At 67.7% G+C, this 23,764-nt stretch carries 24 protein-coding genes; 12 read left to right on the forward strand and 12 right to left on the reverse strand.

Going from position 1 to position 23,764, the window contains the following annotated elements; genetic code table 11:
* The first annotated feature begins 6 nt into the window (after positions 1 to 6).
* The 7 genes from KVT39_RS03975 to KVT39_RS04005 all read left to right on the forward strand — a co-directional run bounded on the left by KVT39_RS03975 (position 7) and on the right by KVT39_RS04005 (position 7,689).
* Positions 7 to 1,026: a nitronate monooxygenase family protein gene (locus KVT39_RS03975; RefSeq protein WP_217587886.1), complete on the forward strand. Its 1,020-nt coding sequence runs from the start codon at positions 7 to 9 to the stop codon at positions 1,024 to 1,026.
* Complete coding sequence (gene pheA, locus KVT39_RS03980) at positions 1,023 to 2,162, forward strand: prephenate dehydratase (RefSeq protein ID WP_034180562.1); 1,140 nt, start codon at positions 1,023 to 1,025, stop codon at positions 2,160 to 2,162. The genes KVT39_RS03975 and pheA overlap by 4 nt, the downstream gene beginning before the upstream one ends.
* Positions 2,162 to 2,833, forward strand: coding sequence for a hypothetical protein (locus KVT39_RS03985; protein WP_217587887.1), 672 nt, complete (start codon positions 2,162 to 2,164; stop codon positions 2,831 to 2,833). Before pheA ends, KVT39_RS03985 begins: the two co-directional genes overlap by 1 nt.
* Positions 2,830 to 3,354 carry a shikimate kinase gene (locus KVT39_RS03990; protein WP_207921126.1) on the forward strand — a complete coding sequence of 175 codons (525 nt, stop codon included), beginning with the start codon at positions 2,830 to 2,832 and terminating at the stop codon, positions 3,352 to 3,354. The genes KVT39_RS03985 and KVT39_RS03990 overlap by 4 nt, the downstream gene beginning before the upstream one ends.
* A gap of 152 nt (positions 3,355 to 3,506) precedes the next feature.
* The gene (locus tag KVT39_RS03995) at positions 3,507 to 4,952 is read left to right on the forward strand and encodes an efflux transporter outer membrane subunit (RefSeq protein WP_175747285.1); all 1,446 of its coding nucleotides are present in this window, start codon (positions 3,507 to 3,509) and stop codon (positions 4,950 to 4,952) included.
* Positions 4,949 to 6,148 (forward strand): efflux RND transporter periplasmic adaptor subunit, encoded by a 1,200-nt coding sequence (locus KVT39_RS04000; RefSeq protein ID WP_217587892.1) that lies wholly within the window; start codon positions 4,949 to 4,951, stop codon positions 6,146 to 6,148. The genes KVT39_RS03995 and KVT39_RS04000 overlap by 4 nt, the downstream gene beginning before the upstream one ends.
* Positions 6,149 to 6,150: 2 nt before the next feature.
* Complete coding sequence (locus KVT39_RS04005; protein ID WP_175747281.1) at positions 6,151 to 7,689, forward strand: DHA2 family efflux MFS transporter permease subunit; 1,539 nt, start codon at positions 6,151 to 6,153, stop codon at positions 7,687 to 7,689.
* A gap of 280 nt (positions 7,690 to 7,969) precedes the next feature.
* On the opposite strand, the gene KVT39_RS04010 is transcribed toward KVT39_RS04005, so the two are convergent.
* Genes KVT39_RS04010 through KVT39_RS04030 form a run of 5 tightly spaced genes read right to left on the reverse strand, consistent with a single transcriptional unit; the run spans position 7,970 to position 11,548 of the window.
* The gene (locus KVT39_RS04010; RefSeq protein ID WP_034180566.1) at positions 7,970 to 8,281 is read right to left on the reverse strand and encodes a DUF1330 domain-containing protein; all 312 of its coding nucleotides are present in this window, start codon (positions 8,279 to 8,281) and stop codon (positions 7,970 to 7,972) included.
* A complete protein-coding gene (locus KVT39_RS04015) occupies positions 8,278 to 8,628 on the reverse strand; it encodes a non-heme iron oxygenase ferredoxin subunit (protein ID WP_034180990.1) in 351 nt (116 codons plus the stop codon). Before KVT39_RS04015 ends, KVT39_RS04010 begins: the two co-directional genes overlap by 4 nt.
* Before the next feature lie 14 nt (positions 8,629 to 8,642).
* A complete protein-coding gene (locus KVT39_RS04020; RefSeq protein WP_131948459.1) occupies positions 8,643 to 9,170 on the reverse strand; it encodes an aromatic-ring-hydroxylating dioxygenase subunit beta in 528 nt (175 codons plus the stop codon).
* Complete coding sequence (locus tag KVT39_RS04025) at positions 9,171 to 10,430, reverse strand: Rieske 2Fe-2S domain-containing protein (protein WP_034180567.1); 1,260 nt, start codon at positions 10,428 to 10,430, stop codon at positions 9,171 to 9,173.
* Between the two features lie 11 nt (positions 10,431 to 10,441).
* Positions 10,442 to 11,548, reverse strand: a complete 1,107-nt coding sequence (locus KVT39_RS04030; protein WP_175959613.1) for a 3-deoxy-7-phosphoheptulonate synthase — start codon at positions 11,546 to 11,548, stop codon at positions 10,442 to 10,444.
* Between the two features lie 207 nt (positions 11,549 to 11,755).
* Between KVT39_RS04030 and KVT39_RS04035 the strand changes: the two genes are divergently transcribed.
* On the forward strand, positions 11,756 to 12,196 hold the full coding sequence (locus KVT39_RS04035) for a thioesterase family protein (RefSeq protein ID WP_034180568.1): 441 nt from the start codon (positions 11,756 to 11,758) through the stop codon (positions 12,194 to 12,196).
* A 41-nt stretch (positions 12,197 to 12,237) separates the two neighbouring features.
* Here KVT39_RS04035 and KVT39_RS04040 read toward each other — a convergent pair whose 3' ends face one another.
* On the reverse strand, positions 12,238 to 12,477 hold the full coding sequence (locus tag KVT39_RS04040; protein ID WP_235212469.1) for a LuxR C-terminal-related transcriptional regulator: 240 nt from the start codon (positions 12,475 to 12,477) through the stop codon (positions 12,238 to 12,240).
* 289 nt (positions 12,478 to 12,766) lie between these two features.
* A complete protein-coding gene (locus KVT39_RS04045; protein WP_217587893.1) occupies positions 12,767 to 13,681 on the reverse strand; it encodes a LysR family transcriptional regulator in 915 nt (304 codons plus the stop codon).
* 782 nt (positions 13,682 to 14,463) lie between these two features.
* On the opposite strand from KVT39_RS04045, the gene codB reads away from it, so the two are divergent.
* The 3 genes from codB to KVT39_RS04060 are packed head-to-tail and all read left to right on the forward strand — an operon-like array spanning position 14,464 to position 17,779.
* Positions 14,464 to 15,759: a cytosine permease gene (gene codB, locus KVT39_RS04050; RefSeq protein WP_217587894.1), complete on the forward strand. Its 1,296-nt coding sequence runs from the start codon at positions 14,464 to 14,466 to the stop codon at positions 15,757 to 15,759.
* A 45-nt stretch (positions 15,760 to 15,804) separates the two neighbouring features.
* Positions 15,805 to 17,058: a cytosine deaminase gene (gene codA / locus KVT39_RS04055; RefSeq protein WP_217587895.1), complete on the forward strand. Its 1,254-nt coding sequence runs from the start codon at positions 15,805 to 15,807 to the stop codon at positions 17,056 to 17,058.
* Between the two features lie 46 nt (positions 17,059 to 17,104).
* Positions 17,105 to 17,779 carry a TetR/AcrR family transcriptional regulator gene (locus tag KVT39_RS04060; RefSeq protein ID WP_217587898.1) on the forward strand — a complete coding sequence of 225 codons (675 nt, stop codon included), beginning with the start codon at positions 17,105 to 17,107 and terminating at the stop codon, positions 17,777 to 17,779.
* Positions 17,780 to 17,995: 216 nt separating this feature from the next.
* Here KVT39_RS04060 and KVT39_RS04065 read toward each other — a convergent pair whose 3' ends face one another.
* Entirely contained in the window at positions 17,996 to 18,433 is a 438-nt protein-coding gene (locus tag KVT39_RS04065) for a glycine zipper domain-containing protein (RefSeq protein WP_217587900.1), read from the reverse strand.
* Between the two features lie 294 nt (positions 18,434 to 18,727).
* Between KVT39_RS04065 and KVT39_RS04070 the strand changes: the two genes are divergently transcribed.
* Positions 18,728 to 19,465 carry a sulfite exporter TauE/SafE family protein gene (locus KVT39_RS04070; protein ID WP_175747277.1) on the forward strand — a complete coding sequence of 246 codons (738 nt, stop codon included), beginning with the start codon at positions 18,728 to 18,730 and terminating at the stop codon, positions 19,463 to 19,465.
* A 133-nt stretch (positions 19,466 to 19,598) separates the two neighbouring features.
* Here KVT39_RS04070 and KVT39_RS04075 read toward each other — a convergent pair whose 3' ends face one another.
* The 4 genes from KVT39_RS04075 to KVT39_RS04090 all read right to left on the reverse strand — a co-directional run bounded on the left by KVT39_RS04075 (position 19,599) and on the right by KVT39_RS04090 (position 23,752).
* A complete protein-coding gene (locus KVT39_RS04075; protein ID WP_217587902.1) occupies positions 19,599 to 20,177 on the reverse strand; it encodes an NnrU family protein in 579 nt (192 codons plus the stop codon).
* A 393-nt stretch (positions 20,178 to 20,570) separates the two neighbouring features.
* Positions 20,571 to 21,110 carry a TfoX/Sxy family protein gene (locus KVT39_RS04080; RefSeq protein ID WP_131948465.1) on the reverse strand — a complete coding sequence of 180 codons (540 nt, stop codon included), beginning with the start codon at positions 21,108 to 21,110 and terminating at the stop codon, positions 20,571 to 20,573.
* Positions 21,111 to 21,126: 16 nt separating this feature from the next.
* Entirely contained in the window at positions 21,127 to 22,236 is a 1,110-nt protein-coding gene (locus KVT39_RS04085; RefSeq protein ID WP_034180577.1) for a malate/lactate/ureidoglycolate dehydrogenase, read from the reverse strand.
* A 61-nt stretch (positions 22,237 to 22,297) separates the two neighbouring features.
* Positions 22,298 to 23,752: a M20 family metallopeptidase gene (locus KVT39_RS04090; protein ID WP_105391205.1), complete on the reverse strand. Its 1,455-nt coding sequence runs from the start codon at positions 23,750 to 23,752 to the stop codon at positions 22,298 to 22,300.
* Between the last annotated feature and the right edge of the window lie 12 nt (positions 23,753 to 23,764).

The raw sequence follows: 23,764 nt of genomic DNA on the forward strand, positions 1-23,764 counted from the left end.
CCGACCATGATTCCGCTTCCGCTGCAGGGTCTCCGGCTGCCGGTGATTGCGTCTCCGATGCTGATCGCGAGCTATCCCGAGATGGTGCTCGCCCAGTGCAGGAGCGGGATCGTCGGCGCATTTCCGGCACTCAACGCGCGGCCCAGCGCGCAGCTCGGCGACTGGATCGACACCATCGACGGCACGCTGCGCGCGTACCGGGACGCCCATCCCGACGCGCCGGTCGGCCCGTATGCGGTCAATCACATCTGCCATCCGTCGAATCCGCGCGTCGAACAGGATCTGCGCATCTGCATCGACCGGCGCGTGCCGCTGATGATCACGAGCCTGCGCGCGCCGTCGCGCGACGTCGTCGATGCGATCCACGCGTACGGCGGGATCGTACTGCACGACGTCACGACGGTGCGGCACGCGCAGAAGGCGCTGGAGGCCGGCGTCGACGGCCTCGTTCTCGTCGCGGCGGGTGCGGGCGGCCATGCCGGCACGCTGTCGCCGTTCGCACTGGTCGCCGAAGTGCGGCGCTTCTACGACGGCTTCCTCGCGCTGTCCGGCGCGATCGCGACGGGCGACGCGATAGCCGCCGCGCGCGCGCTCGGCGCCGACTTCGCGTATATCGGTACGCGCTTCCTGGCGTCGCACGAAGCGAACGTGGTGCAGCGATACAAGGACACGATCGTCGAAGCCAACGCGGCCGACATCATCTACACCGATGCGTTCACCGGCGTCCATGGCAACTACCTGCGCCAGAGCATCGAAGCGGCCGGGCTCGACGTGCGCCGTCTCGCGCGGGTCGACGGCGCGCAGCTCGATTTCTCGCCGGATGGCGGCGCGAAGCAGTGGCGCGACATCTGGGGGGCCGGCCAGGGCGTCGGCGCGATGGACGCGGTGCTCAGCGTCGCCGAGATCGTCGAGCGGCTCGAAGCCGAATACGACCGCGCCGTCGCGCGCGTGCAGCCGGGCGCTGCCGCGCACGTCGCCGCACGCCGCCCGTCCGTTTCCTCGACTTCACGGATCGAAACGCCATGACGCCTTCCGAGCTTGCCGCCCCGCCGTCCGTCGACGATGCGATCGCGCGCCGCCGCGCGCAGATCGACGTGATCGACGACGAACTTCTCGCGCTGATCGGCCAGCGCATCGTTCACGCGACCGAAATCGGCCATCTCAAGCGGCATGCGGGGCTCGCGGTGCGGCAGCCGGCCCGCGAAGCGTCGATCGTCGCCGAGCTGTGCACGCGCGCGCCGTGGGGGCTGCGCGACCGCGACCTGAGAGCCATCTGGCAGACGCTGTTCCGCGCGAGCCGCGACGCGCAGTCGCTGCCGTCGGTCGCGTTCCTCGGCCCGTCGGGCACCTACACCGAAGCCGCGATGCTGCGTCACTTCGGCGAATTCGCCCGCGGGCAGGCGCACGAAACGATCGACGCGGTATTCGAAGCGCTCGCGCGCGGCGACGCGGAATGTGCGGTCGTGCCGGTCGAGAATTCCTCCGAAGGCAGCGTGACCCGCACGCTCGACCTGCTGATCGCGCAAGCGGCGCCCGTCACGGGCGAGATCGAACTGCCGGTCGCGCACTGCCTGCTGAGCGCCAGCGGATCGCTCGCCGGCGTCGACAGCGTGGTCGGCCATCCGCAGGCGCTCGCGCAATGCCGCGCGTGGCTCGACGCGCATGCGCCCGGCCTGCGCCGCATCCCGGTATCCAGCAACGCGGTGGCCGCGCGCGAGGCCGCGCACCTGTATGACTGCGCGGCGATCGCCGGCGAACCGGCAGCCGCTCTTTACGGACTGCGAATCGTATCCCGCGCGATCCAGGATCACCCGGACAACCGCACGCGCTTCGTGATCGTCGGCGGCCAGACGCCCGCCCCGACCGGCCAGGACCGCACGAGCATCGTGCTGCGGCCGACCGATGCACCCGACGCGCTCGCGCGCATATTCGATGCGCTCGCCCACCACCGCGCACCGCTGCTGTGGGTCGATGTGCGCCCGGCACGGGCGGCCGGCCATGCGTACCGGTACTGCATCGACTTCGGCGGACACCCGCTCGATCCGAACGTGCGCGCGGCGCTCGACGAAATCGCGCTCGCCGCTTCCGAACTGCGCGTCCTCGGCGCCTATCCGCGTGCCGCGGGCGAGACGGACGGGCACGCCGACGGCCCGGCCGCGTGATGACGACGGCGCCTGCTTCGTCCCGCGTCGCCGCCCGGCTGCTCGCGATTCGCGACGGTCGCGACGATCGCCTGCTCGTGCTGTGCGGCATCGCCGCGGCGGGCTGCCTGCCACTCGCCGCCGGGCGATGGCTGCGCGCGCTGCGCGCCGAATACGACGACGAACTGGAGCTGCTGCCGTTCGTGCGCGGCACGCCGGATGCCGCCGACACCGCGTGCCTGCTGCGGCGCTGCGCGCGGCTCCAGCTTCCGGCGGTGGCGATCGGCGACACCGCGGCGTCCGCCTATAGCCGCTGGCGCGCGTGCCTGCCCGTCGCGCCACTGACCTGGCGGGTACTCGAAACGTCCGCTGCACGGGCCGCGACGCCGCTGCCCGGCGGCCTGCTGGCGCGCTGGCCGGCACGCGCGGCCGAGCCGGTCGACTGGCCGCGCTCACGCCGCATCGTCGCCGATCTCGGCGCTGCGTCGCCGGCGCTAGGCGCCCGGATCGGCGCATTCACCGACGCACTGTGTGACGGCTCGCTCGTGGTCGCCGGCATCGCGCTGGACACGGCCCCAGGCGCGCCTCACACCTTCGTCACCGATGCGCTGGACCCGCTCGCCAATTACGTCCGGATGCAGCGCATCGCCGCCGTGACGCGCCGCGCCCCGTCGCTGCGGAGCCGCCTGTGAGCCCGCGCCCGCAGGCCGGCCCGACGCGCATCGCGCTCGTCGGCATGCCCGGCGCCGGCAAGACGACCCTCGGCAGCGCACTGGCCCGCGCGCTCGCGCTGCCGTTCGTCGACGCCGACCGCGAACTCGAACGCCGCTTCGGCGCGCCCGTCGCGGCGCAATTCCATGCAGGCGACTTCCGCGCGCGCGAAGCCGACGTCATCGACGCGCTGACGCGCGGGCCGGCGCTCGTGCTCGCGACCGGCGGCGGCGCCGTGCTGCGAGCCGATACGCGCGACCGGCTCGGCCAGCGCTGTTTCGTGATCCATCTCGCGAGCGATCTCGACACCCTGTGGCACCGCACGCGCGACGACGCGTCCCGCCCGCTGCTGAACGTCGCCGACCCGCGCGCGGCGCTCGCCGCGCTGCACGACGCGCGCGAATCGCTGTACCACGCCTGCGCGCACTGCCGCATCGACACGTCGGGCCAGTCCGTCGCCCAAACGCTCGCGGCAGCGCTCGACGCGCTCGCGATGGCGTAACCCGCGCGACCTTATCCGTCCCCTTCAGCGGTTTCAACGGTGCCGGCCGATTCGGCCGACTGCCATTTCTGACAGTTGCCGATCGTCAAATAATATCTAAAGATATATTTTTAGATATAAATCGTTCGCCATCGCGTCACAGGAAACCGACCATGCCCTTCCTCATCGACCGAGCGCGCGGCGCCCGCCGCCTGGTTCCCGCGCTCGCCGCGCTCGCGCTCGCCGGCTGCGCCCCGTTCGGCCCGCAACGCCCGGCGGCCCGGATCACCCCCGTCGAGCAGCTCGATGCGGGTGCCGCGATCCGCTCCGCCGGCGCCGGCGCGCCGACGATCGCCGCACGCTGGTGGAGCGCGTTCGGCGATGCCCAGCTGGATCGTCTCGTCGACGATGCGCTGGCCGGCGCACCGACGCTGCAGGCGCAGCGCGAACGCGTCGCGCAGGCGCTGGCCGACACCGACGTCGAAAGCGCCGCGCTGCTGCCGCAGCTGGGCGCGACGGCGAGCGCAGTGCCGACCCGCCTGCCGGGCAGCTACCGGACGCCGCCGCCCGCGGCCGGGCACTGGCAGGTCGACGCGCAGGCGCTCCTCGGCGCGTCGTGGGATCTCGACATCGCCGGCCGGCAGCACGCGCTGGCGCGCGCCGCCGCGCTGCGCGCGGACCAGCAGCGCGCGCTCGAGCACGCGGCCACCGTGTCGCTGCAAGCGGCGATCGTCGAAACCTATCTGCAGCTCGCGCTCGAACAGCAACTGCTCGCGATCGCGCGCGATACGCTGCAGCAGCACAGCTATCTGCTCCGCCTCACGTCGCAACGCGCCGATGCCGGTCTCGACATGCAGGTCGCCGTGCTCAGGGCGAGCGAACCCATCCCGCACGCGCAGGCCGACATCAACACGCATGCGGCCGAGTCGGCCCGGCTGCGCCACCGGCTCGCCGCGCTCGTCGGCCGGGGGCCCGGTTACGCCGATGCGTTGAAGCCTGTCGCGCCGCCGGCGGCCGGGCTGCCGATGCCGGCCGTCCTGCCCGCGGCGCTGATCGGCCGCCGGCCGGACGTGCTGGCCGCCCGCTACCGGGTCGAGGCCGAAGCGGCGAACATCGATGCGGCGCGCGCCGCGTTCTATCCGGACGTCAACCTGCTGGCCTTCGCCGGCGTGCAGAGCTTCGGCTTCCGCGCGCTGTTCCACGGCAACAGCGGCACGTTCGGCGCGGGCCCCGCAATCACGCTGCCGATTTTCGAGGGCGGCCGCCTGCGCGCCGGCCTGCGCGCGCAAACCGCCGCCTACAACACCGCCGTCGCGGTGTACGACGACACGGTCGTCAACGCGCTCGCGCAGGTCAGCGACACCCTCGTCCAGATCGATACGCTCGGCCGGCAGCGCGCGCTTCAGCGCGAAGCGCTGGCGCGTGCGCAACAGACCTACGACATCGAGACGCAGCGCTACCGGAAAGGCATTTCCGGCTACCTCGACGTCCTGCTCGCGCAAGGCCGCCTGCTCGACGATCGCGCGTCGGTCGCGCGTGCGGATGCGTCGTTCGCGATCGAGCATGCCCGCCTGATCGCCGCGCTCGGCGGCACCACTTCCACTGGAGTCACGCAATGAACCGTCCTGAATCCCCCGCCGCCGAGCCGTCGCTGCAACGCGCGCGACGGCGCTACTTCCGCTGGTTCTTCATCGCGCTCGCCGGCGCGGCCGGCCTCGCCGCCGTCGCGTGGGCCACCACGCGCGGCACCGAGACGACCGACGATGCGTACGTGTCCGGCGACGTCGTGCAGATCTCGCCGCAGATCGGCGGCACCGTCGACGCGGTGCGCGTGCAGAACGCCGACTGGGTCCGTCCGGGCGACCTGCTGTTCAGCGTCGACAAGACCGATGCCCGGCTCGCGCTGGACGAAGCGGTCGCGCAACTCGCGCACGCGGTGCGCCAATACCGCACCGCGCATGCGGACGCGGTGCGCGAAGAAGCGCAGATCCGGGTGCGGCGCACCGAATGGTCCAAGGCGAACGACGACCTGCAGCGCCGGCTGAGCCTCGCGCAAGACGGCGGCGTGTCGCGCGAGGATCTTCGCCATGCGCGGGATGCGATGGACGGCGCGGCAGCCGCGCTGAACGCGCAGCAGGCCGCGTACGACGCGACGCTCGCGCGCACCGACGGCACGTCGATCGACACGAATCCGCTCGTGCGCGCGGCGGCGTCCCGGGTCCGCAGCGCGGCGCTCGCGCTGCGCCGCACCGAAATACGCGCGCCGCTCGGCGGGCTCGTCACGCGCCGGGTCGTGCAGGTCGGCCAGCACGTCTCGCCCGGAACGCCGTCGCTGGCGCTCGTGCCGCTCGATCACGTGTGGGTCGAAGCCAACTTCAAGGAATCGCAACTGCGCGGCATGCGCGCCGGGCAGCCGGTCGACCTGTTCTCGGACCTGTACGGCAGCGACGTGGTGTTCCACGGGCGCGTCGTCGGGCTCGAAGCCGGCACCGGCGCCGCCTTCGCGGCCGTGCCCGCGCAGAACGCGACCGGCAACTGGATCAAGGTGGTCCAGCGCGTGCCGGTCCGGATCGCGCTCGATCCCGCCGAGCTGCGCACGCACCCGCTGCGCATCGGCCTGTCGATGACGGCATCGGTGCCGGTCGATCACGGCCCCGGCACCGCATCGGCGTCGCCGCCCGCCCGTGCGCCCGAAGCGCGCCGGTCGATCGACGCCACGTCGATCTATCGCGACGACGACGCAGCGGGCGATGCGCTCGTCGCCGAGACGATTCGCGCGAACAGCGGCGCGCGCCCGCTCGCACCGGGAGCCTGACGATGCGCCTCTTCGCCCGGAACGCGGCGCCGAAACTGCCGCTGGAGCCGCTCGCCGGCATGCCGCTGGCGCTCGTCGCGATCGCGGTCAGCGTCGCGAATTTCATGCAGACGCTCGACCTGACGATCGCGAACGTCGCCGTCCCGACCATCGCGGGCGATCTCGGCGTCGCACCGGACATGGGCACGTGGATGCTGACCTCGTTCGCGACGCCGCTCGCGATCACGCTGCCGCTCACCGGCTGGCTCACGCAGCGCTTCGGCCAGGTGCGGCTGTTCCGCGTGTCGGTGCTGCTGTTCGTGCTCACGTCGATCCTGTGCGGGATGGCGCCGAACTTCGAGTCGCTGCTGCTGTTTCGCGCGCTTCAGGGCGCCGCGTCGGGCCCGATCACCGCGCTGTCCCAGGCGCTGCTGCTCGCGGTGTTCCCGTCGACGCGCCGCCACGTCGCACTGGCCGTGTGGCAGACCACGACGTTCGTCGCGCCGGTGCTCGGGCCGATCGCCGGCGGCTGGATCACCGACAACCTGAGCTGGCCGTACATCTTCTACGTGAACGTGCCGCCGGGCGTGCTCGTGCTGGGCGTGCTCGCGCGGCTGCTGGCGGGACGCGACAACGCGACGCGGCGGCTGCCGGTCGACGTCGTCGGGCTGCTGCTGCTCACCGCCGCGTTCGGTTCGTTCCAGCTGCTGCTCGATCGCGGCCAGAACCTCGACTGGTTCGCCTCCGACGAAATCCGCATGCTGGCGGTCGTCGGCGTCGTGTCGTTCGTCGCGCTGATCCTCTGGGAGCTGACCGACAGCCATCCGATCGTCGACCTGCGGCTGTTCGCGGACCGCAACTTCACGACGAGCACGCTCGCGATCACGGTCGGCTTCGGGCTCTACTTCGGCGCGCTGGTGCTCGTGCCGCTGTGGCTGCAGACGCAGCAGGGATACACGGCCACCTGGGCCGGCATCGCCACCGCGCCGCTCGGTCTCGCGGGGATCGTGATCGCGCCGCTGCTCGGCCGCTTCCAGGGCCGCACCGACCCGCGCCTGCTCGCGACCGTCGCGCTCGTCGGCTGGGGCGCCGCCTCGTTCTGGCGCATGCACTTCAACAGCGACGTGACGGTCGGCGACATCGCCGCCAATTCGCTGCTGATGGGCGCCGCCACCGCGTTCTTCATCACGCCGCTCGTGTCGCTGTCGCTCGCCGGGCTGCCCCGCGAGCGGCTGCCCGCGGCATCCGGGCTGCAGAACGCGCTGCGGCGGATCGGCACCAGCGTCGCGACGTCGGTTGCGCCGACCTACTTCGAGCGCCGCTCCCGCGTACACAACACCTATCTCGTCGACCACATCACGCCGTACGATTTCGCGTCCGGCGACTGGTTCGCGCGGCTCGACCACGCGGGGCTGTCGCCGTCCGGCGCGCTCGCGTCTGTCTCGCATGCGATCGACGTCGAAGCGCACATGCTCGCGCTGAACGACTTCTCGTTCGGCTGCCTGCTGCTGTTCGGCGCGACGCTGCTGACGGTCTGGTCGATCCGCTACCGCCATGCGTGATGCGTTCCTGACGGCAAAGCGCGCCCGCGCATGCACAGCCGCTGCGTGCGCCGGGCAACGGCATGTGTGAAAGCGTGCGAGGGGAAATATCCGGAACCCGCCTCGCCCGACGGGCGCGACCGACCGGGTAACCGGGCCGCCGAAAGGCGGCGAAAACATCTGCCGGATCGCATCGCCATCGCCGATGAATCGATTGTGCCGGTCGCGCTCGACGGCACCCCAAATGAAAAAGGGGCTCCGCGCCGATCGACACGGCGCGGAGCCCCTTCGCCTGCACTGCTTAACGTGGATCGCCGGCGGCCGGCACGTATCCGTCGGCGAGGATGCCGAGCGTCCGCGCGGCCGGCTCGCGCAACCGCTTCGCGGCCTGATAGCCCTCCGACCGATACCACTCGCGGGCACGCTCCGCCGACTCGAATTCGAGCACGACGACGCGCTTCGGCGCCCAGTCTCCTTCCAGCGTCTCGACTTCGGCGCCGCGCACCAGGAAGCGCCCGCCGTACGCGGCCACCGTCGGCGCGCCGAGCCGGCGGTACGCCTGGTATGCGTCGACGTCGTGCACGTCGATATCGAACACCACGTACGCGCTCATGACCGCACCTCCGCCGGCGCCGCCGCATCGGCCGGCGCGAGCTGCACGAACACGCGGCCGTTCTCGATCTTCACCGGATAGGTACGCACGCACGTCGTCAGCGGCGCGCACAGCGCGATGCCGGTCCGCACGCTGAAGCGCCCCTGATGCAGCGGGCACTCGATCTCGTCGTCGAGCAGGAAACCGTCGCTCAGGCGTGCGTCGCCGTGCGTGCACTGGTTCTCGGTCGCGAAGATCTCGTCGCCGACCGCATACAGCGCGATGTCGCGGCCGCCCACCCGGACGCCGAGTATTCCGTCGGTGCGCACCGCTTCCGGCGCGACCGCATCGATCCATTCCGTAGTCACTTTCGGCACCTCGTTCAGATCGGATAAATCAGCGAGTTCGGAATCATCTCGCTGTCGTAGACGCAGATGCGCGACTCGAAACGCAGCCCCTGCGGCGTGCGCACGATCCGGTCCAGATAGCGCCCCGTGTTGTACACGTCGCTCATCTGCTCGGTCTTCGTGCGCAGCACCGCATAGTTCGTCTCCGCCTCGATCGCCGTGTCGTCGAGATACGTGACGAGCGGCAGCCCGATCACGTGGCGCTGATAGTACGGGTCGAAGAACAGCGTCTCCTTGATCCCGTAGACGCGGTCCTTCAGCATGCCCTTGCTCTCGAAATCCATCACCGCGAGCGGCAGGCTGCGCTCGTGGTTCTCGCGCGGCACCACCGTGTACCTGCATTGCTCGATGAAGAATTCCGGCCACGCATCCCAGTCGCCGCCGTCGAGCACGGCCGCATACCGCGCGTTGAGCTGGACGAGCGCGTAGAAATCCTCGAAGCTCGCGCCGCTCGCGTGGGGCACGGCGGCCAGCCGGTCCGTTCGTGTCGTGATCGTGCTCATTCAGGCCTCCATCACTTGGCGCCAGTACTGGTACATGCCGCGCACCAGCGTTTCGCTGACCATATGGTCGGTTTGCTCGTCGATCTGCCGGCCGCCAAGTTCGTTGTAGACGTTGCCGTGCTGGATCTGCTCGAAGCTCTGCTGCACGCATTCGATGACCTCGCCGTCGTCCGCCGACACGAAACCGGCCGGTCCGAACAGATTGGCCTGGCGCAGACGCCGCCGCGTCATCTCCTCGGTGTCGGTCTCGAAACCGAAATGCGTCCACACGTAGTCGAACACGCCCGGGCCGATCGGCCGGATGCGACGCGTCGACAGCGCATTGACCTGCTGCTGGATGATGACGCTCGGCATCAGCGTCAGCATCACGACGGTCGGATCGCCCCACCACGGTTCGTGCACGACATCGAGGAAGCGGTCGTCGTGCAGCGTCATGCGCTCCTTGAAGCTCGTCACGTTGTGGGTCACCTCGCCGCCGCCGCCGCCGCTGCGGATCGACACCATCGCGCCGTGCCGGTGATGCGCATCGGTCACGAGCCTGGCGGGATTGTCCGCGCGCCACAGGCCGAAGTTGACGAACCAGGTATGCAGCAGCCCCGCGTGATACGGATCCTTGATGTTCTCGACCATCAGCTTCCAGTTGCTCGGCACGCGCTGCCGCGTGTAGCCGAGCACGGTCAGCTTCGGGCCGTGGAACAGGCGATCGTAGTAAGGCAGGATGCGCGGGCCGAGGAAATCCTCGAACGATTCGACGTTCTCGTCGAACGACGCGAACACCGCACCGCCGCGCGTCGACACGCGCAGGCGCCGCAGCGCGTGCTTGCCCGGATCGAAATCCGCCGGCATGCCGCCGTTGATCGTGCCGCCCTGACGCACGCCGCGCCGGAACGGCACACCGATCAGGTTGCCCTTCAGGTCGTAGTTCCACTGGTGATACGGGCAGTGGAAATCCTTCGCTGTCCCCGAGCGCTCGCGGCAGAACTGCATGCCGCGGTGCGCGCAAGCGTTTTCGAAGACGACGATTTCGCCGTCCTCCGTGCGCGTCATCACGACGGATCGCTCGCCGACTTCCGTGCGCTGGAAATCGCCGGGAGACGGCACTTCGGCTTCGAGGCCGATGTAGCACCAGTGATTCGCGTAGAACAGGCGCTCGAGTTCGCGCTGGTACAGCGCTTCACTCGTGTACGCCTCGTATGGCGTGCGGCTGGCGCCGTCGCCTTTCCAGTCGAGCGCGCGGGCGATGTCGATGGGTGAGTTCAAGAGAGCTCCTTTCAGTAAGAAGCGGCCTGCATCGCGACGGCGGCGCCGTGCGCGATGAAGCCGGCTGGCGAACGCCGCCGCGCAACCGCCGCGGCAGCCAACTGCTCGACGAGCTCGGCCGTGTGATCCCAGCCGAGACATGCGTCGGTAATGCTTTGGCCGAACACCGGCGGCGTGCCCGGCACCAGGTCCTGCCGCCCCTCGACGAGGAACGACTCGATCATCACGCCCACGATCGCGCGCTCCCCGCGATGCAGTTGCGCGGCGAGGTTGCCGCACACGTCGATCTGCGCGCGCGTCTGCTTGCCGCTGTTGCCATGGCTCGCGTCGATCACGACATACGGAGGAAGATGCGCATCGCGCAGCGCGGCGCAGGCGGCCGCGACGCTGGCGGCGTCGTAGTTCGGGGTCTTGCCGCCGCGCAGCACGATATGCGTGTCGGGATTGCCGCGCGTGGTCGCGATTTCCACGCTGCCGGAGACGGACGACCTCAGGTAACTGTGCGACACGCGCGACGCGCGGATCGCGTCGATCGCGACCTTCACGTTGCCGTCGGTGCCGTTCTTGAAGCCGACCGGCAGGTCGAGCCCCGATGCCGCCTGGCGATGGATCTGCGATTCGGTCGTCCGCGCGCCGATCGCGCCCCAGGACACGAGGTCGTCGAGATACGGCGCGGTCATCGGATCGAGAAATTCGGTCGCGGCCGGCAGGCCCAGCGCATTGATGCCGAGCAGCACCTTGCGCGCGACGCGCAGGCCGTCCTCGATCCGGAAACTGCCGTCGAGATACGGGTCGTTCAGGAGCCCTTTCCAGCCGACCGTGGTGCGCGGCTTTTCGAAATAGACGCGCATCACGATCTCGAGCACATCGGCGTACCGCTCGCGCAGCGGCGCGAGCCGGCGCGCGAACGCCAGCGCGGCCTCCGCGTCATGGATCGAACACGGGCCGACGATCAGCGCAAGCCGGTCGTCCTCGCCCGCGATGATGCGCGCCAATGCGCGCCGCGCATCGCCGATCGACCGTGCCAGGCCGGGATCGCACGGCAATTCGGCGCGCAACCGCTGCGCACTGATCACCGCCACGCCTTGCGTCAACGCTGCCCCAACGGATTTTTCCATTTAACGCTCCACTCTCGCTGATCGGATGCTGATTTACGGAGGCAATTAGAGCGCGGTCAAATCCCCGGTGATACTGTCATTTATCTCAGAAGCATTTCACATAGTGGATATCTGTGATTTCCGACAGTATTCCGATATGCGGATCGCGTCTAACTTAACTCCTGCACAAACCCGTTCTCACCCGCCGTTCTGCCAAGGAGCCTGGTAATGACAAGAAAATATTTTGAAACCCGAATCGACGTGAAGTATCGGGAAACGGACGCGATGGGCCATGTGAGCAGCCCCGTCTATTACGATTATCTGCAGCACGCGTACCTGACCTACATGCACGATCTGCTCGAGCTGCCCTATTCGGAAAAGCTGCCGCACATCATGGTCAAGACCTCGTGCGAATATCTGAAGCCCGCGCAGTACGGCGATACGATCACGGTCCGCAGCAGCGTCACGCGCTTCGGCTCGAAGAGCTTCGAACTGGAATACCTGATGGTGCGCGACGGGCAGGCGGACGCCGGGGATTCGGCCGACGATCATGCGGTGGTTGCGCGGGCCTTGTCCACGCACGTGATGTTCGACTACGGCAGCAAGACCACGGTGCCGGTGCCGGAAGAGTTCAGGACGCGCGTGCTGTCGTTCCAGGGCGCGATCTGATGCCGCAACCGGGGGTCCACGGACGGACGCCCCGGTGCCGTTCATGCAAACACGATCAGGCCCATCAACACGGCTTTCACGACCGCATTGGTCTTGTTGGACGCGTTGAGCTTCACAATCGATCTCGAAATATGGAAATTGATCGTGCGCTCGGTCAAGCCGAGAATGACGCCGATCTCATACGCGGTCTTTCCTTCCGCCGCCCATCGCAATACCTCGCATTCGCGCATACTCAACGTGACATCCGCGGGAGTCGCTATATTCGCTGCAAACTGAACCATTCGTATCCCCATCCAGAATAAGACGCCAATATGTCAGATTCACGATTTCCAATGTTCACCTCAATTCACATACCCCTCGGATTGGATATTTATTATTTAAAGGCGTCACGAATGTTCGGCGAATTCAAAAGCGAAAATTGCCCTGCCCATTATCTCCAGTGTTGTCCGAACGGAATCGAGCATACCGAATCGATTTACGCTTCGGAAGATGCACGAAACGCAATATATCAATGACGTTGACGCACGCCACCAGGGTTGCATGGCGCGTCACATCGAAGCGACCGCGCGGCTAGGGGACGATCGCATCGGCAACGCGCGGCGCGCAGATACTGCGCACGCAATCGCGCAGCCAGCGATGCGCGGGGTCGCGATCGAAACGCGGGTGCCAGATCTGCGAGACGGTCAGGTCCGCGATCGGCAGCGGCAGCGTAAAGCTGTACATGCCGACGCGGGACCGCTCGGTCTGCCGCTCCGGCACGCTGGCGACGAAGTCCGAGCTGCGCGCGAGCGACAGCGCGGTCGGGAAACTCGACACGACGGTGGTCACCGAGCGTGCGATGCCGAGGGAATCGAGCAGCGTATCGATCGGGCCGTTGAACTGCCCGCGGCGCGACACGCCCACTTGCGGAAACGACGCGAAGCGTTGCGGCGTGATTTCGCCGGTCGCCAGCGGATGATCCGCGCGAACCGCGCCGATGAAGCGGTCGCGAAACAGCGCCTGCACGCGCAGCTCCGGGCCGGCCTGGCCGATCACGCCGACTTCGAGATCGATGTCGCCGTTGCGCAGCGCATCGACATGCTTGTTGGGTTTGGGCGCGAAGCGCAGCCGCACGTCGGGCGCGGTGCGCGACGCGTGTTCGAGCAGCGCCGGCGCGAACGTCTCGACGAACGCCTCGTTCGCGCGAATCGAGAACGTGCGCTTGAGCGTACTCATGTCGACCCGTTCGCACGGGCACATGACCGAATGCGCCTCCATGACGAGCGCATGCACCCTGTCGCGCAACTCGAGCGCGCGCGGGGTCGGGACGAGATCGCGCCCTGCCCGCACCAGCAACGGGTCGCCCGTCATCACCCGCAGCCGCGCAAGCGAGCGGCTGAGCGCGGACGGACTCAGGCCGAGCGCGTTGGCCGCGCCCACGACGCTGTTCTCGGACAGCAACGCGTCCAGAACGACGAGAAGATTGAGGTCGATGGAAGTCGCCATGTTGCGCCCATGCTGTACTGTCGGGACCGGCCGGCCGATGGGCCAACGGCATCGTGCCTCGGGCGTATGTGCTCCGTGATTCGCGATGTACCGGAGATCGGCAGTCGCGCCGCCGAGCCTGACGCACGATCGTGCGCCCGCCGAAATGGCGTGCAGTGAATGGCGGGGAGTATTCGTGCCGCTGAGAAAATCCGCTGCGGATTTATTGCACTTGTGAACGATTGTGCACCGCGCTGCAATAAATCGCAACTGGATGCACGGCATATCCGGTTTAAATGAAACGATGCGCGCGAATGAACAATAAAACAAACCGATTCGATTGCGTCGACCCGCGCATCGCGCACGCAAGCCGGCCGGTGAAGCAAAGCCCGCCGCAGCAAAGCCCGCGAGAGCCTCACCGGGCGCTGCGCGGCCGGGCCCGCCGGCACGGCTTCCGCGCATCGGGATCGAATTACAGAACTTTTAGACTCTTCTATTGACTTTCACACCGATATTCCGCTTTGGCGCGCATACGTTTCACGAAACAAATCGCGATCGGGTGATTCGCGCAGGTCTTCCCGCGATCCGAGAAAACCCGCTTGATTGTCCGGCATGCCCCTTTCGCGACTCGATCGGCATTTCACTCAGTCCGGTGATGTTTCGCCCCATCCGCCCGCCCAAAATTTTTACGCTCGTAAAAATTTTGGCCGGAGAGAATGACGCGCTGAAACAGAGCGTCGCCTGTCCACACATCGCCCTCGCAAACCCTTTCGGACCCAACCCAATCGCTGACGGGAGCCCAGATGCCCACGAACCAGGATTCACGCCCGACGGACGAATCGGATCACGGAGAATTCTCGCTAAGCGAAGTCCCGCCCGAGAAACGCACCGGATTCCTGTCCATCACGATGGTGTTGTTGAGTTTCACGTTCTTCACCGGAACGATGTTTGCCGGCGGCAAGATCGGCGTCGCCTTCGACGTCGTCGGCATGATCCAGATCGCCGTGATCGGAAACCTGTTGCTCGCCGCCTATGCGGCGTCGCTCGCGCTGATTGCCGCCCGCAGCGGCCTGAATGCCGTGCTGATGGGGCGATTCTGCTTCGGGGAAATCGGCAGCAAGCTGTCCGATTTCCTGCTGGGCTTCGCGGAACTCGGCTGGTATGCATGGGGAACCGCAACGGTGGCCATCGTATTGGTCAAGCTGCTGGGGTGGCCGGCCTCCGCTACCACGCCGTTGATGATCGTCTTCGGTTTCGGATTTTCGATCACGGCCATCATCGGCTATCGCGGCATGGATGTGCTGTCGCGCGTCTCCGTGCCGTTGATGTTCGTGCTTCTGATGACGTCGATGTGGATCGCCACCCGCGATATCGGCGGCTGGGCCGGCCTCACGCACGTCGTGCCGTCTCATCCGATGCAGTTCTCGGCGGCCGTGACGATGGTCATCGGCACCTTTGCCAGCGGCGCCACCCAGGCAACCAACTGGACGCGCCTCGCACGCAGCGCTCGCAGCGCCGTGTGGGCAAGCATGATCGGATTCTTCGCGGGCAACGGCCTGATGATCGTCGCGGGCGCATACTGTGCCATCGTCTATCAGCAAGCCGACATCGTCGAGGTGATGATGCTGCAAGGCCTGTCGATCGCAGCGGTCGTGATGCTGTGCCTCAATCTCTGGACCATCCAGGGGCCGACGATGTACAACGTGGCGGCCGCCGGATGCCATCTGCTGCGCACCGAACGGCGCCGCACGCTCGTACTGGTGGGCGCGGCGATCGGCATCGTGCTCGCGGTCGGCGGGATGTACGAGTTGCTGATTCCGTTCCTGGTGCTGCTCGGCTCGATCATTCCTCCCGTCGGCGGCGTGATCATGGCGGACTACTGGTATCGCCATCGCGGGCAATACCCGTCGCTTGCCGCCGCCCGCCTGCCGCGCTTCAATCTGGTCGGTCTGGCCGCGTATGCGATCGGCGCCATACTCGCCTATACGTCGCCGTGGATCGCGCCGATCGTCGGCATCGCGGCGTCCGCCGCCGCCTACATCGCGCTGCTGCAGATTTCCCGTGCGTTCTCCCGCGAACCGTCCGTCCAGGGTGAATGATTTCGCTTCACGCCCGCCCGGCCCCCACGAACAAAAGGAATCCTCATGAAAATCGTCAACGCCAGATTGCGCGGCCATAGCGGCCTCTTCACGATAGACATCGATGCGGGCACGGTTCGCGGCATCGACCTCCAGCCGTCGCCGCTGACGCCGCAAGGAGACGACGTCATCGATGCAGGCAGCAATCTCGTCATCCCGCCGCTGGTCGAGCCGCATATCCATCTGGATGCGACGCTGACCGCCGGCGAGCCCGAGTGGAACATGAGCGGCACGCTGTTCGAAGGCATCGAGCGGTGGGGCCAGCGCAAGGCCACCATTACGCATGACGATACGAAAGCCCGCGCCCACACCACGATCGGAATGCTGCGCGACAACGGCATCCAGCACGTGCGCACGCATGTGGACGTCACCGATCACACGCTTGCCGCATTGAAGGCAATGCTCGAGGTCAGGGACGAGGCGCGCGATCTGATCGACCTGCAGATCGTCGCGTTCCCCCAGGAAGGCATCGAATCGTTCGAGAACGGACGTGCGCTGATGGAGCGCGCGATCGAAATGGGCGCCGACGTCGTCGGCGGCATTCCGCATTTCGAGAACACCCGCGATCAGGGCGTGAGTTCCATCAAGTTCCTGATGGATCTCGCGGAACGCAAGGGCTGCCTGGTCGATGTCCATTGCGACGAGACCGACGATCCGCATTCGCGCTTCCTGGAGGTGCTCGCCGAGGAAGCGCGGGTTCGCGGGATGGGCGCGCGCGTCACCGCCAGCCACACGACCGCGATGGGTTCCTACGACAACGCTTATTGCTCGAAGCTGTTCCGCTTGCTGAAGCGGTCGGGGATTCATTTTGTTTCGTGTCCGACCGAAAGCATCCACCTGCAGGGGCGTTTCGACACCTACCCGAAACGACGCGGCATTACGCGGGTGGCGGAACTCGATCGCGCCGGCATCAACGTGTGCTTCGGACAGGATTCGATCAAGGATCCGTGGTATCCCGTCGGCAACGGCAACATCCTGCGCATCCTCGACGTCGGCCTGCACGTGTGTCACATGCTCGGTTATGACGACCTGCAGCGATGCCTCGACTTCGTCACCGAGCACAGCGCACATGCGATGTCGCTGGGCGATCGTTATGGCATCGCCGTCGGGCGGCCGGCCAATCTGCTGATCCTCGACGCGGATTGCGACTATGAAGTGATACGCAAACAGGCAAAGGTGCGAATGTCGCTCCGCGCCGGGAAGGTCATCATGCAGCGCGCGCCTGAACGCATCACCTATCCTGAAGCGGGCACGCGTTGAGCGGGCAACGACGACGCCGGTCCGACAAGCTGGTGGAAGAAAAGCGATGAACCCGTCCGGGCCGACTGCAGGAACGCCCGTCCGGCCCCACGGCCGGCGGGAAGCGCTGCGCGACACGCTCGAGGCGGCCATTCTCGCCGCTGCCGAGGAATCGTTTTCCACGTACGGCTTCGACGGGAGTTCCGTTGCGACGATCGCGGCGGCCGCCGGCTTGTCGAAGCAGAACCTGATGTACTACTTCCCCACGAAACTGGCGCTCTACAAACGCGTGCTGGACGACGTATTGCGCGACTGGCTGGGCAGGATGCGGGAGTTTGCGGCGCCCGATCGCGAGCCCGCGGAAGCGATGTCGGCCTATATCCGGGCCAAACTGGAATTCTCCAGAAATCGCCCGCATGGATCGCGGGTTTTTGCGCTGGAGATCATCGGCGGCGCAAAGACCTACGGAAAGGAAATCCGCAAGCAACTGATTCCGGTGTTGCGCGACGACATCCGGGTGCTCGAACGCTGGATCGACGCAGGCAAGGTCAGGCAGGTCGATGCGGAGCACCTGTTCTTCCTGATCTGGGCAGCCACGCAGGCGTATGCGGATTTCGCTCCCCAGATGCTGCTGGTGCTCGGCAAGCGCACGCTGGGAAGCGACGATTTCGACGCGGCTTACCGCACCATCTCGGGCCTGGTGCTCAACGCGCTGATAACCGAAGACGGAACGAATGAATGACCGCTTGACCGCCTCCATCGCCACATGCGCGGCGATCACGGAGGCGTCCCCGGCTACCCGGCAGGATCAGCATTCGCCGGGGAGGTGCGGGACGACATCGCGACGATATGCGCTTCGCCGTCGTGCGCTCGCCGGGGAAGCGCGGGACGACGTCGCGACGATGTGCGCTTCGCCGTCGTGCGCTCGCCCCACTGCTGCTCGACGGAGACCCGCCGATCAGTCGTCGTGCTTGTAGCGCTTCTTGTTCTTGTGCTTGTTGCCGCGGTAGTAATCGTTGGAACGCGAGTTGTTGCGCGACACGTGGCCGCCCAGCGCCGCACCCGCGCCGCCGCCCACCGCGGCGCCGACGAGGCTGCCGGCCGTGCCGCCCATCGCGTTGCCCGCGGCGGCACCCGCGCCACCGCCCAGTGCGCCGCCGACGACGGCGCCCGTGCGTTCGTGTTTGTTCGACGTCACCGCACCACCCGCGCCACCGCCCACGGCGCCGCCGATGATCGCGCCCGTGCTCCCGCCGACCGCGTTGCCGACCGCCGCGCCCGCGACGCCACCCAGCGCGCCGCCCAGTGCATTGTTCGTGTCGCCTGCCACGGCAGGCAGCGACGCCACCGCCGTCACACCGACCACCACTGCCATCCCGGCCAATTTCTTCAGCATCTGTCTGCCCTTTCCAATTTCTGAGATATCGGTGGGCGAATTTAGCATCTTTCAGGTAGGCCCATCGTGATAAAGCGTTAAATCGGGCGTTCGCCTGGCAGAAACCGCCGCCAAGCCGAATCCGGCCGGCACATTCGACCGCGCCACGACGCGACGGACGTTCCGCATCGGCTCCCCGGATTATCCCGGCGCGTTCTTCCTTCCCGCGCCCGCGATCCTGCATTACCATCGTGCGTCCGCCGCGCCTGCCCGCCTCCGGCAAGCGAGCCCAGCCACCTCCCCGCTCCCGCACCAATGCTCGCCCTCGTCATCCTCGCCGGCCTCTGGGCCGGCCTGCAGAACACCCTCGCGGGCGGCGGCTCGTTCATCACGCTGCCCGCGCTGATCGTGTCGGGCATGTCGCCGCTCGCGGCGAACATCACGTCGACGGTCGCGCTGTTTCCCGCGCAGGTCACGACGGGCTGGGCGAGCCGAAACATGGTGCGCGGCGCCGGCAAGCTGTCGTTTCGCGCGCTGTTCGCGATCAGTGTCGTCGGCGGCGCGCTCGGCGGGCTGCTGCTGCTGAAGACGCCTTCGTCGATCTTCTCGCGCCTCGTGCCGTGGCTCGTGCTGTTCGCGACGATCGTGTTCGCATGGGGCAGCTTTTTCCGCAAGCCGAGCGAAGGCACCGCACACCTCGGTACCGTCCCCGCCGCGATCTCGCAGTTCATGATTGCGATCTACGGCGGCTACTTTGGCGGCGGCCTCGGCTTCCTGATGATGGCCACGCTGACGATGGCCGGCCTGTCGCCGCGTCACGCGATGTCGACGAAGAACGCGCTCGCGGGCGTGATGAATGCATCGGCCGTCGTGCTGTTCCTGACGTCGCCGCAGCTGCACTGGGGCGCGGCACTCGCGCTCGGCGGCGGCGCGATCGTCGGCGGGCTGCTCGGCACGTGGGCGCTGCATCGCGTGAACGAACGCGTGCTGCGGATCGGGATCGTCTGCATCGGCGCGTTGCTCACCGTCGGGTTGTTCGTCAAACCGATCTGATACACGCACACCGTTGCCGCCGCTGCGGCAGTCATTCCGGTTCAACGCCGGCGGCCCGGCACCAAGCGATGCTGCACGGCGCGATCCTCCATGATTTCCTGCCATGGCTGCCGGTCTGACCCGGCGTGCGCGTTCAGCCGAACGGCCGCACGCCGATCAGCAGGCCATGCAGGAACAGCGCGAACACGGCCCACGCGACGAGCCCGGCCACGATCGTCACCGCGTCGCCCGACAGCTTGCCGGCCGGATAACGAACGCCGTCGCGACGATCGCGCGTACGCGACACGACGAAATCGACGAGCGCCCATACGAAGAACGCGCCGAACAGCACGACCGCGTGCACCGTGCCGTTCATGAGCAGGTGCGCAACCGCCCAGACCATCACGCCGGCCAGCATCGGATGCCCGACGAGCGTCTTGATGCGGTTCGCAGGCACATACGACGCAGCGATCAGCACGAACGCGACTGCGGTCAGCATGCCGGTGAGGTGGCGCACGCCGACGGGCGACACCCACAGCAGCGCCGCGCCCTCGCGCGCGATTCCGTAACCGCGGACGATCAGCACGAAGCCGACGATCGACGCGACCGCATAGCCGGCCTTCCAGCCTTTCTCGCCGATTCGCACGATCATCGCGGAGCGCCAGCCGTCGGCGACGATCCGGATCGAGTGCACACCGAGGAAGATCGCTAAACCGAGAATCAGGACGAGCATCGGCTGTCTCCGTCTGGAATGATGAGTGGGGGAGCGTCCCGCGCGGCGTACGATGCGCCGTTCGCGGAGCCGGCGGCGAGGCCGGCGCGGGTCGCGCCGGGCATGAGCGCGATCCGCGCCGATCATAAACGCCGGGGCCGCCGTTGTGAAGCATGCAGAATGTGCGGTGCGGCAAGCCTTACGCTCTCGTGCGTCCGATCTGCGGCCGCCCCGATACCCTCACGTTTACCGTCGATGCCCCCTGCTGTGTCGATATTCGACGCATTGGCGCGAAGGCGACGATGCAGGCGAGCGTACGGCAGCCGCTGCGCGACGCGCGAATCGCCCGGCGACCGAGTGGTGAGAAAGAAAAGAGAACAGAAATCACGAAGCCGTTGCTTCGCGTGGTCGGCACTAGGATTTCTTACGTGTCGATGACGATTTCGAAGCCAATTTGGGCGCCGTTTCGGGAGACGGCTTTGCAGTCCGTTTCGATGCCGGCTTCGATTTCTGCCCCGTCGTCGATTTTGGCGCGGGTTTCGGCGAAGCTTTCGGCGACGCCTTCGATGCCGGTTTCGGCGCTGTCTTCTGCGCCGCCCTCGCCTTGCGCTTCGGCGGCCCCGCCAGCAGCGCCGCGCGATACGCGCCGCGACACCAGTCGAACAGCGCGCCCGCATCCTCCAGCACGTCGGCCGGCGTTTCGTAGTAGCCCTCGAGCGCGATGGTGCGCGTGCGTCCCGAATACGAGAACGGCCCCATCCCCGCCGCGACGAACGCCGGACGGTTCACGTCGTCCACACGCAGGAACAGCGACCCGCGCGCCAGGAAGCCGAACATCACGCCGTCGAGCCGCAGCGCGGCACCGCTGAAAAACCGCGTGACGTCGATATGGCCGAGGCTCGCGATCTGGTACGCGATCTCCTCGCCGTGCGCCTTGTCCGCCTGCCAGCTCATCGGCCGCCCTTGTCGGTCAAGCAGCGCCGATACAGCGCTGCGTCCATGCGTCGAGCGCCGCGTCGTCGAAACCGACGGCCGCCGCACTGCTGCGAATCTGCCGCCACGTCGCCCGATCGACCGGAATGCCGCCGGCGCCGCGCGCGGCGCGGCTCGCTTCCTCCGGCTCGCCGGGCACCTGCACCGGCACATCGCCCGTCTGCGGCGACGCCTTCGCCCATGCGACGAACGCATCGGCTTCGCGCTCGGCATCGGCCGCGTCGAACGCTTTCGGATCGATCAGCACCGACAGCATCCCGTTCACGATCGCGCTCGTCTTCTGCAGCGTATCGCCGTACGTCGTATGCCCGCCGACGAGCGCGCCGCCGAAGATCTCGCACATCGCCGCGAGCGCATAGCCCTTGTGCAGCCCGAACGGCAGCAGCGCGCCGAACGGCTGCTCGTGCATCACGGCCGGATCGTCGGTCGGCTGGCCGCGATGGTCGATCAGCGACCCGGCCGGCACGCGCTTGCCCTGGTTGTGCGCGACGCGCGTCTTGCCGTATGCGATCGCGCTCGTCGCGAAATCGAGCAGCAGCGGCGGCCGGCCCGCACGCGGATACGCGGCGCAGAACGGGTTCGTGCCGAAGCGCGGATCGGTGCCGTGCAGCGGCGCGACCAGCAGGTCGCCCGGCACGTTGACGAAATGAAACGACACGAGCCCCGAGCGCGCGCACTGCTCGGCCCAGTGCCCGATGCGGCCGAGGTGATGCACGTCGCGCAGCCCGATCGCGCAGATGCCCATGCGCCGCGCGCGCTCGATCCCCTCGACCATCGCCTCGAACGCGATCACCTGGCCGAAGCCGCGCCCACCGTCGATCGTCAGCACCGCGCCGCCGTCGCGGACGATCGACGCGTGCCCGTTCAACTGCAACTGCCCTTCCCGCCACGACGCGACGTAGTTCGGGATCATCCCGATCCCGTGCGAATCGTGGCCCGCGAGATTCGCGCCGATCAGGTGATCGGCGACGAGCCGCGCTTCGCGCTCGCTGCTGCCGGCCCGTTCCCAGAGTGCCGCGACGAATGCGTGCAGCGGTTCGGCGCGCATGCGCAGCGGTTCGGTGTCGGGCGTCGGCAGTGCGGTCATCGGCAAGGCTCCGTCAGGTCGGATCGGGTTGGGCAATCGGGACGTCGAACGGTCGCGACGATCAGCGCGCGGTCGCGATCACGTCGGCAACCGCCGCGGTCAGCTTCTTCGCGTACGGCACGTGCAGGAACTCGTTCGGCCCGTGCGCGTTCGACTTCGGCCCGAGCACGCCGCACACCATGAACTGCGCGGACGGGAAGCCGTCCTGCAGCACGTTCATCAGCGGGATCGTGCCGCCGAGGCCCATGTACGCGCAGTCCGCGCCGAAATGGCGGCGCGACGCGGCGTCGAGCGACGACGCGAGCCACGGCGCGAGATCCGGCGCGCTCCAGCCCGTCGCGGCGCCCGCGTCCGGCTTGAACGTGACCTTCGCGTTGTACGGCGGATCGAGTTCGAGCAGTTCCTTCAGCTGCTGCACGGCCTGCGCGGCATCGACGAGCGGCGGCAGGCGCAGCGACAGCTTGAACGCGGTGCGCGGACGCAGCACGTTGCCCGCATCGGCAAGCGCCGGCATGCCGGCCGCGCCCGTCACCGACAGCGACGGACGCCACGTCGAATTCAGCAGCGCCTCGCGCGGATCGGTCGTGGTGGGCAGCACCGGCTTGCCGTCCGCGCCGCACGCCCACGGCAGTCCCTTCCATACTGCATCGCCGAGGATCGCGGCGGCCGCGTCGGCTTCGCGCACGCGGCTCGACGGGATCTCGCAATGGAACACGCCCGGCAGCAGGTTGCCGTTCTTCGCGTCCTCGAGACGCTCGAACAACTGGCGCATCACGCGGAAGCTCGACGGCGCGATGCCGCCGTAGACGCCCGAATGGATGCCTTCTTCCAGCACCTCGACCTGCAGGTCGCCGGACACGAGCCCGCGCAGCGACGTGGTGAGCCACATCTGGTCGTAGTTGCCGGCGCCCGAATCGAGACACACCACGAGCGACACCTGGCCGAGCCGGTCGCGCAGCGCGTCGACGTACGGCAGCAGGTCGTAGCTGCCCGATTCCTCGCAGGTCTCGATCAGGCCGACGCAGCGCGGCCGCTCGATGCCCTGCTCGTCGAGCGCGCCGAGCGCCGCGAGGCTCGCGTAGATCGCATAACCGTCGTCCGCGCCGCCGCGGCCGTAAAGCTTGCCGTTCTCGAACTTCGGCGTCCACGGGCCGAGGTCCGCGCGCCAGCCGTCGAATTCGGGCTGCTTGTCGAGATGGCCGTACAGCAGGATCGTGTCGGTGCTGCCCGGGCGCGTGGCCGGCGATTCGAAGAAGATCACCGGCGTGCGGCCGGGCAGGCGCACGATTTCGAGCTTCAGGCCCTTCACGGGCTGGCGTTCGGCCCACTGCGCGGCATCGGTGACGACGCGCTCGAGATAACCGCGCTTCTCCCAGTCGGGATCGAACGCGGGGCTCTTCGCGGGGATCGCGATGTAGTCGGTCAGTGCGTGGAGGATTTCATCGTTCCACTTGCGCTCGATGAAGGTAACGAGCTTGTCATGGTCGAGGACGGGGGTAGTGTCGACGGAGGTCATGGTGGGGGGCCT

Origin of the sequence: Burkholderia sp. GbtcB21 (assembly GCF_019091065.1) — a bacterium.
Lineage (GTDB): Bacteria > Pseudomonadota > Gammaproteobacteria > Burkholderiales > Burkholderiaceae > Burkholderia > Burkholderia pyrrocinia_C.

Excerpts from the sequence above, each read along its gene's own strand:
- KVT39_RS03975 (WP_217587886.1), top strand. The coding sequence starts at position 7 with ATGATTCCGCTTCCGCTGCAGGGTCTCCGGCTGCCGGTGATTGCGTCT.
- pheA (WP_034180562.1), top strand. The coding sequence starts at position 1,023 with ATGACGCCTTCCGAGCTTGCCGCCCCGCCGTCCGTCGACGATGCGATC.
- KVT39_RS03985 (WP_217587887.1), top strand. The coding sequence starts at position 2,162 with ATGACGACGGCGCCTGCTTCGTCCCGCGTCGCCGCCCGGCTGCTCGCG.
- KVT39_RS03995 (WP_175747285.1), top strand. The coding sequence starts at position 3,507 with ATGCCCTTCCTCATCGACCGAGCGCGCGGCGCCCGCCGCCTGGTTCCC.
- KVT39_RS04000 (WP_217587892.1), top strand. The coding sequence starts at position 4,949 with ATGAACCGTCCTGAATCCCCCGCCGCCGAGCCGTCGCTGCAACGCGCG.
- KVT39_RS04005 (WP_175747281.1), top strand. The coding sequence starts at position 6,151 with ATGCGCCTCTTCGCCCGGAACGCGGCGCCGAAACTGCCGCTGGAGCCG.
- KVT39_RS04010 (WP_034180566.1), bottom strand. The coding sequence starts at position 8,281 with ATGAGCGCGTACGTGGTGTTCGATATCGACGTGCACGACGTCGACGCA.
- KVT39_RS04020 (WP_131948459.1), bottom strand. The coding sequence starts at position 9,170 with ATGAGCACGATCACGACACGAACGGACCGGCTGGCCGCCGTGCCCCAC.
- KVT39_RS04030 (WP_175959613.1), bottom strand. The coding sequence starts at position 11,548 with ATGGAAAAATCCGTTGGGGCAGCGTTGACGCAAGGCGTGGCGGTGATC.
- KVT39_RS04035 (WP_034180568.1), top strand. The coding sequence starts at position 11,756 with ATGACAAGAAAATATTTTGAAACCCGAATCGACGTGAAGTATCGGGAA.
- KVT39_RS04040 (WP_235212469.1), bottom strand. The coding sequence starts at position 12,477 with ATGGTTCAGTTTGCAGCGAATATAGCGACTCCCGCGGATGTCACGTTG.
- KVT39_RS04045 (WP_217587893.1), bottom strand. The coding sequence starts at position 13,681 with ATGGCGACTTCCATCGACCTCAATCTTCTCGTCGTTCTGGACGCGTTG.
- codB (WP_217587894.1), top strand. The coding sequence starts at position 14,464 with ATGCCCACGAACCAGGATTCACGCCCGACGGACGAATCGGATCACGGA.
- codA (WP_217587895.1), top strand. The coding sequence starts at position 15,805 with ATGAAAATCGTCAACGCCAGATTGCGCGGCCATAGCGGCCTCTTCACG.
- KVT39_RS04060 (WP_217587898.1), top strand. The coding sequence starts at position 17,105 with ATGAACCCGTCCGGGCCGACTGCAGGAACGCCCGTCCGGCCCCACGGC.
- KVT39_RS04065 (WP_217587900.1), bottom strand. The coding sequence starts at position 18,433 with ATGCTGAAGAAATTGGCCGGGATGGCAGTGGTGGTCGGTGTGACGGCG.
- KVT39_RS04070 (WP_175747277.1), top strand. The coding sequence starts at position 18,728 with ATGCTCGCCCTCGTCATCCTCGCCGGCCTCTGGGCCGGCCTGCAGAAC.
- KVT39_RS04075 (WP_217587902.1), bottom strand. The coding sequence starts at position 20,177 with ATGCTCGTCCTGATTCTCGGTTTAGCGATCTTCCTCGGTGTGCACTCG.
- KVT39_RS04080 (WP_131948465.1), bottom strand. The coding sequence starts at position 21,110 with ATGAGCTGGCAGGCGGACAAGGCGCACGGCGAGGAGATCGCGTACCAG.
- KVT39_RS04085 (WP_034180577.1), bottom strand. The coding sequence starts at position 22,236 with ATGACCGCACTGCCGACGCCCGACACCGAACCGCTGCGCATGCGCGCC.
- KVT39_RS04090 (WP_105391205.1), bottom strand. The coding sequence starts at position 23,752 with ATGACCTCCGTCGACACTACCCCCGTCCTCGACCATGACAAGCTCGTT.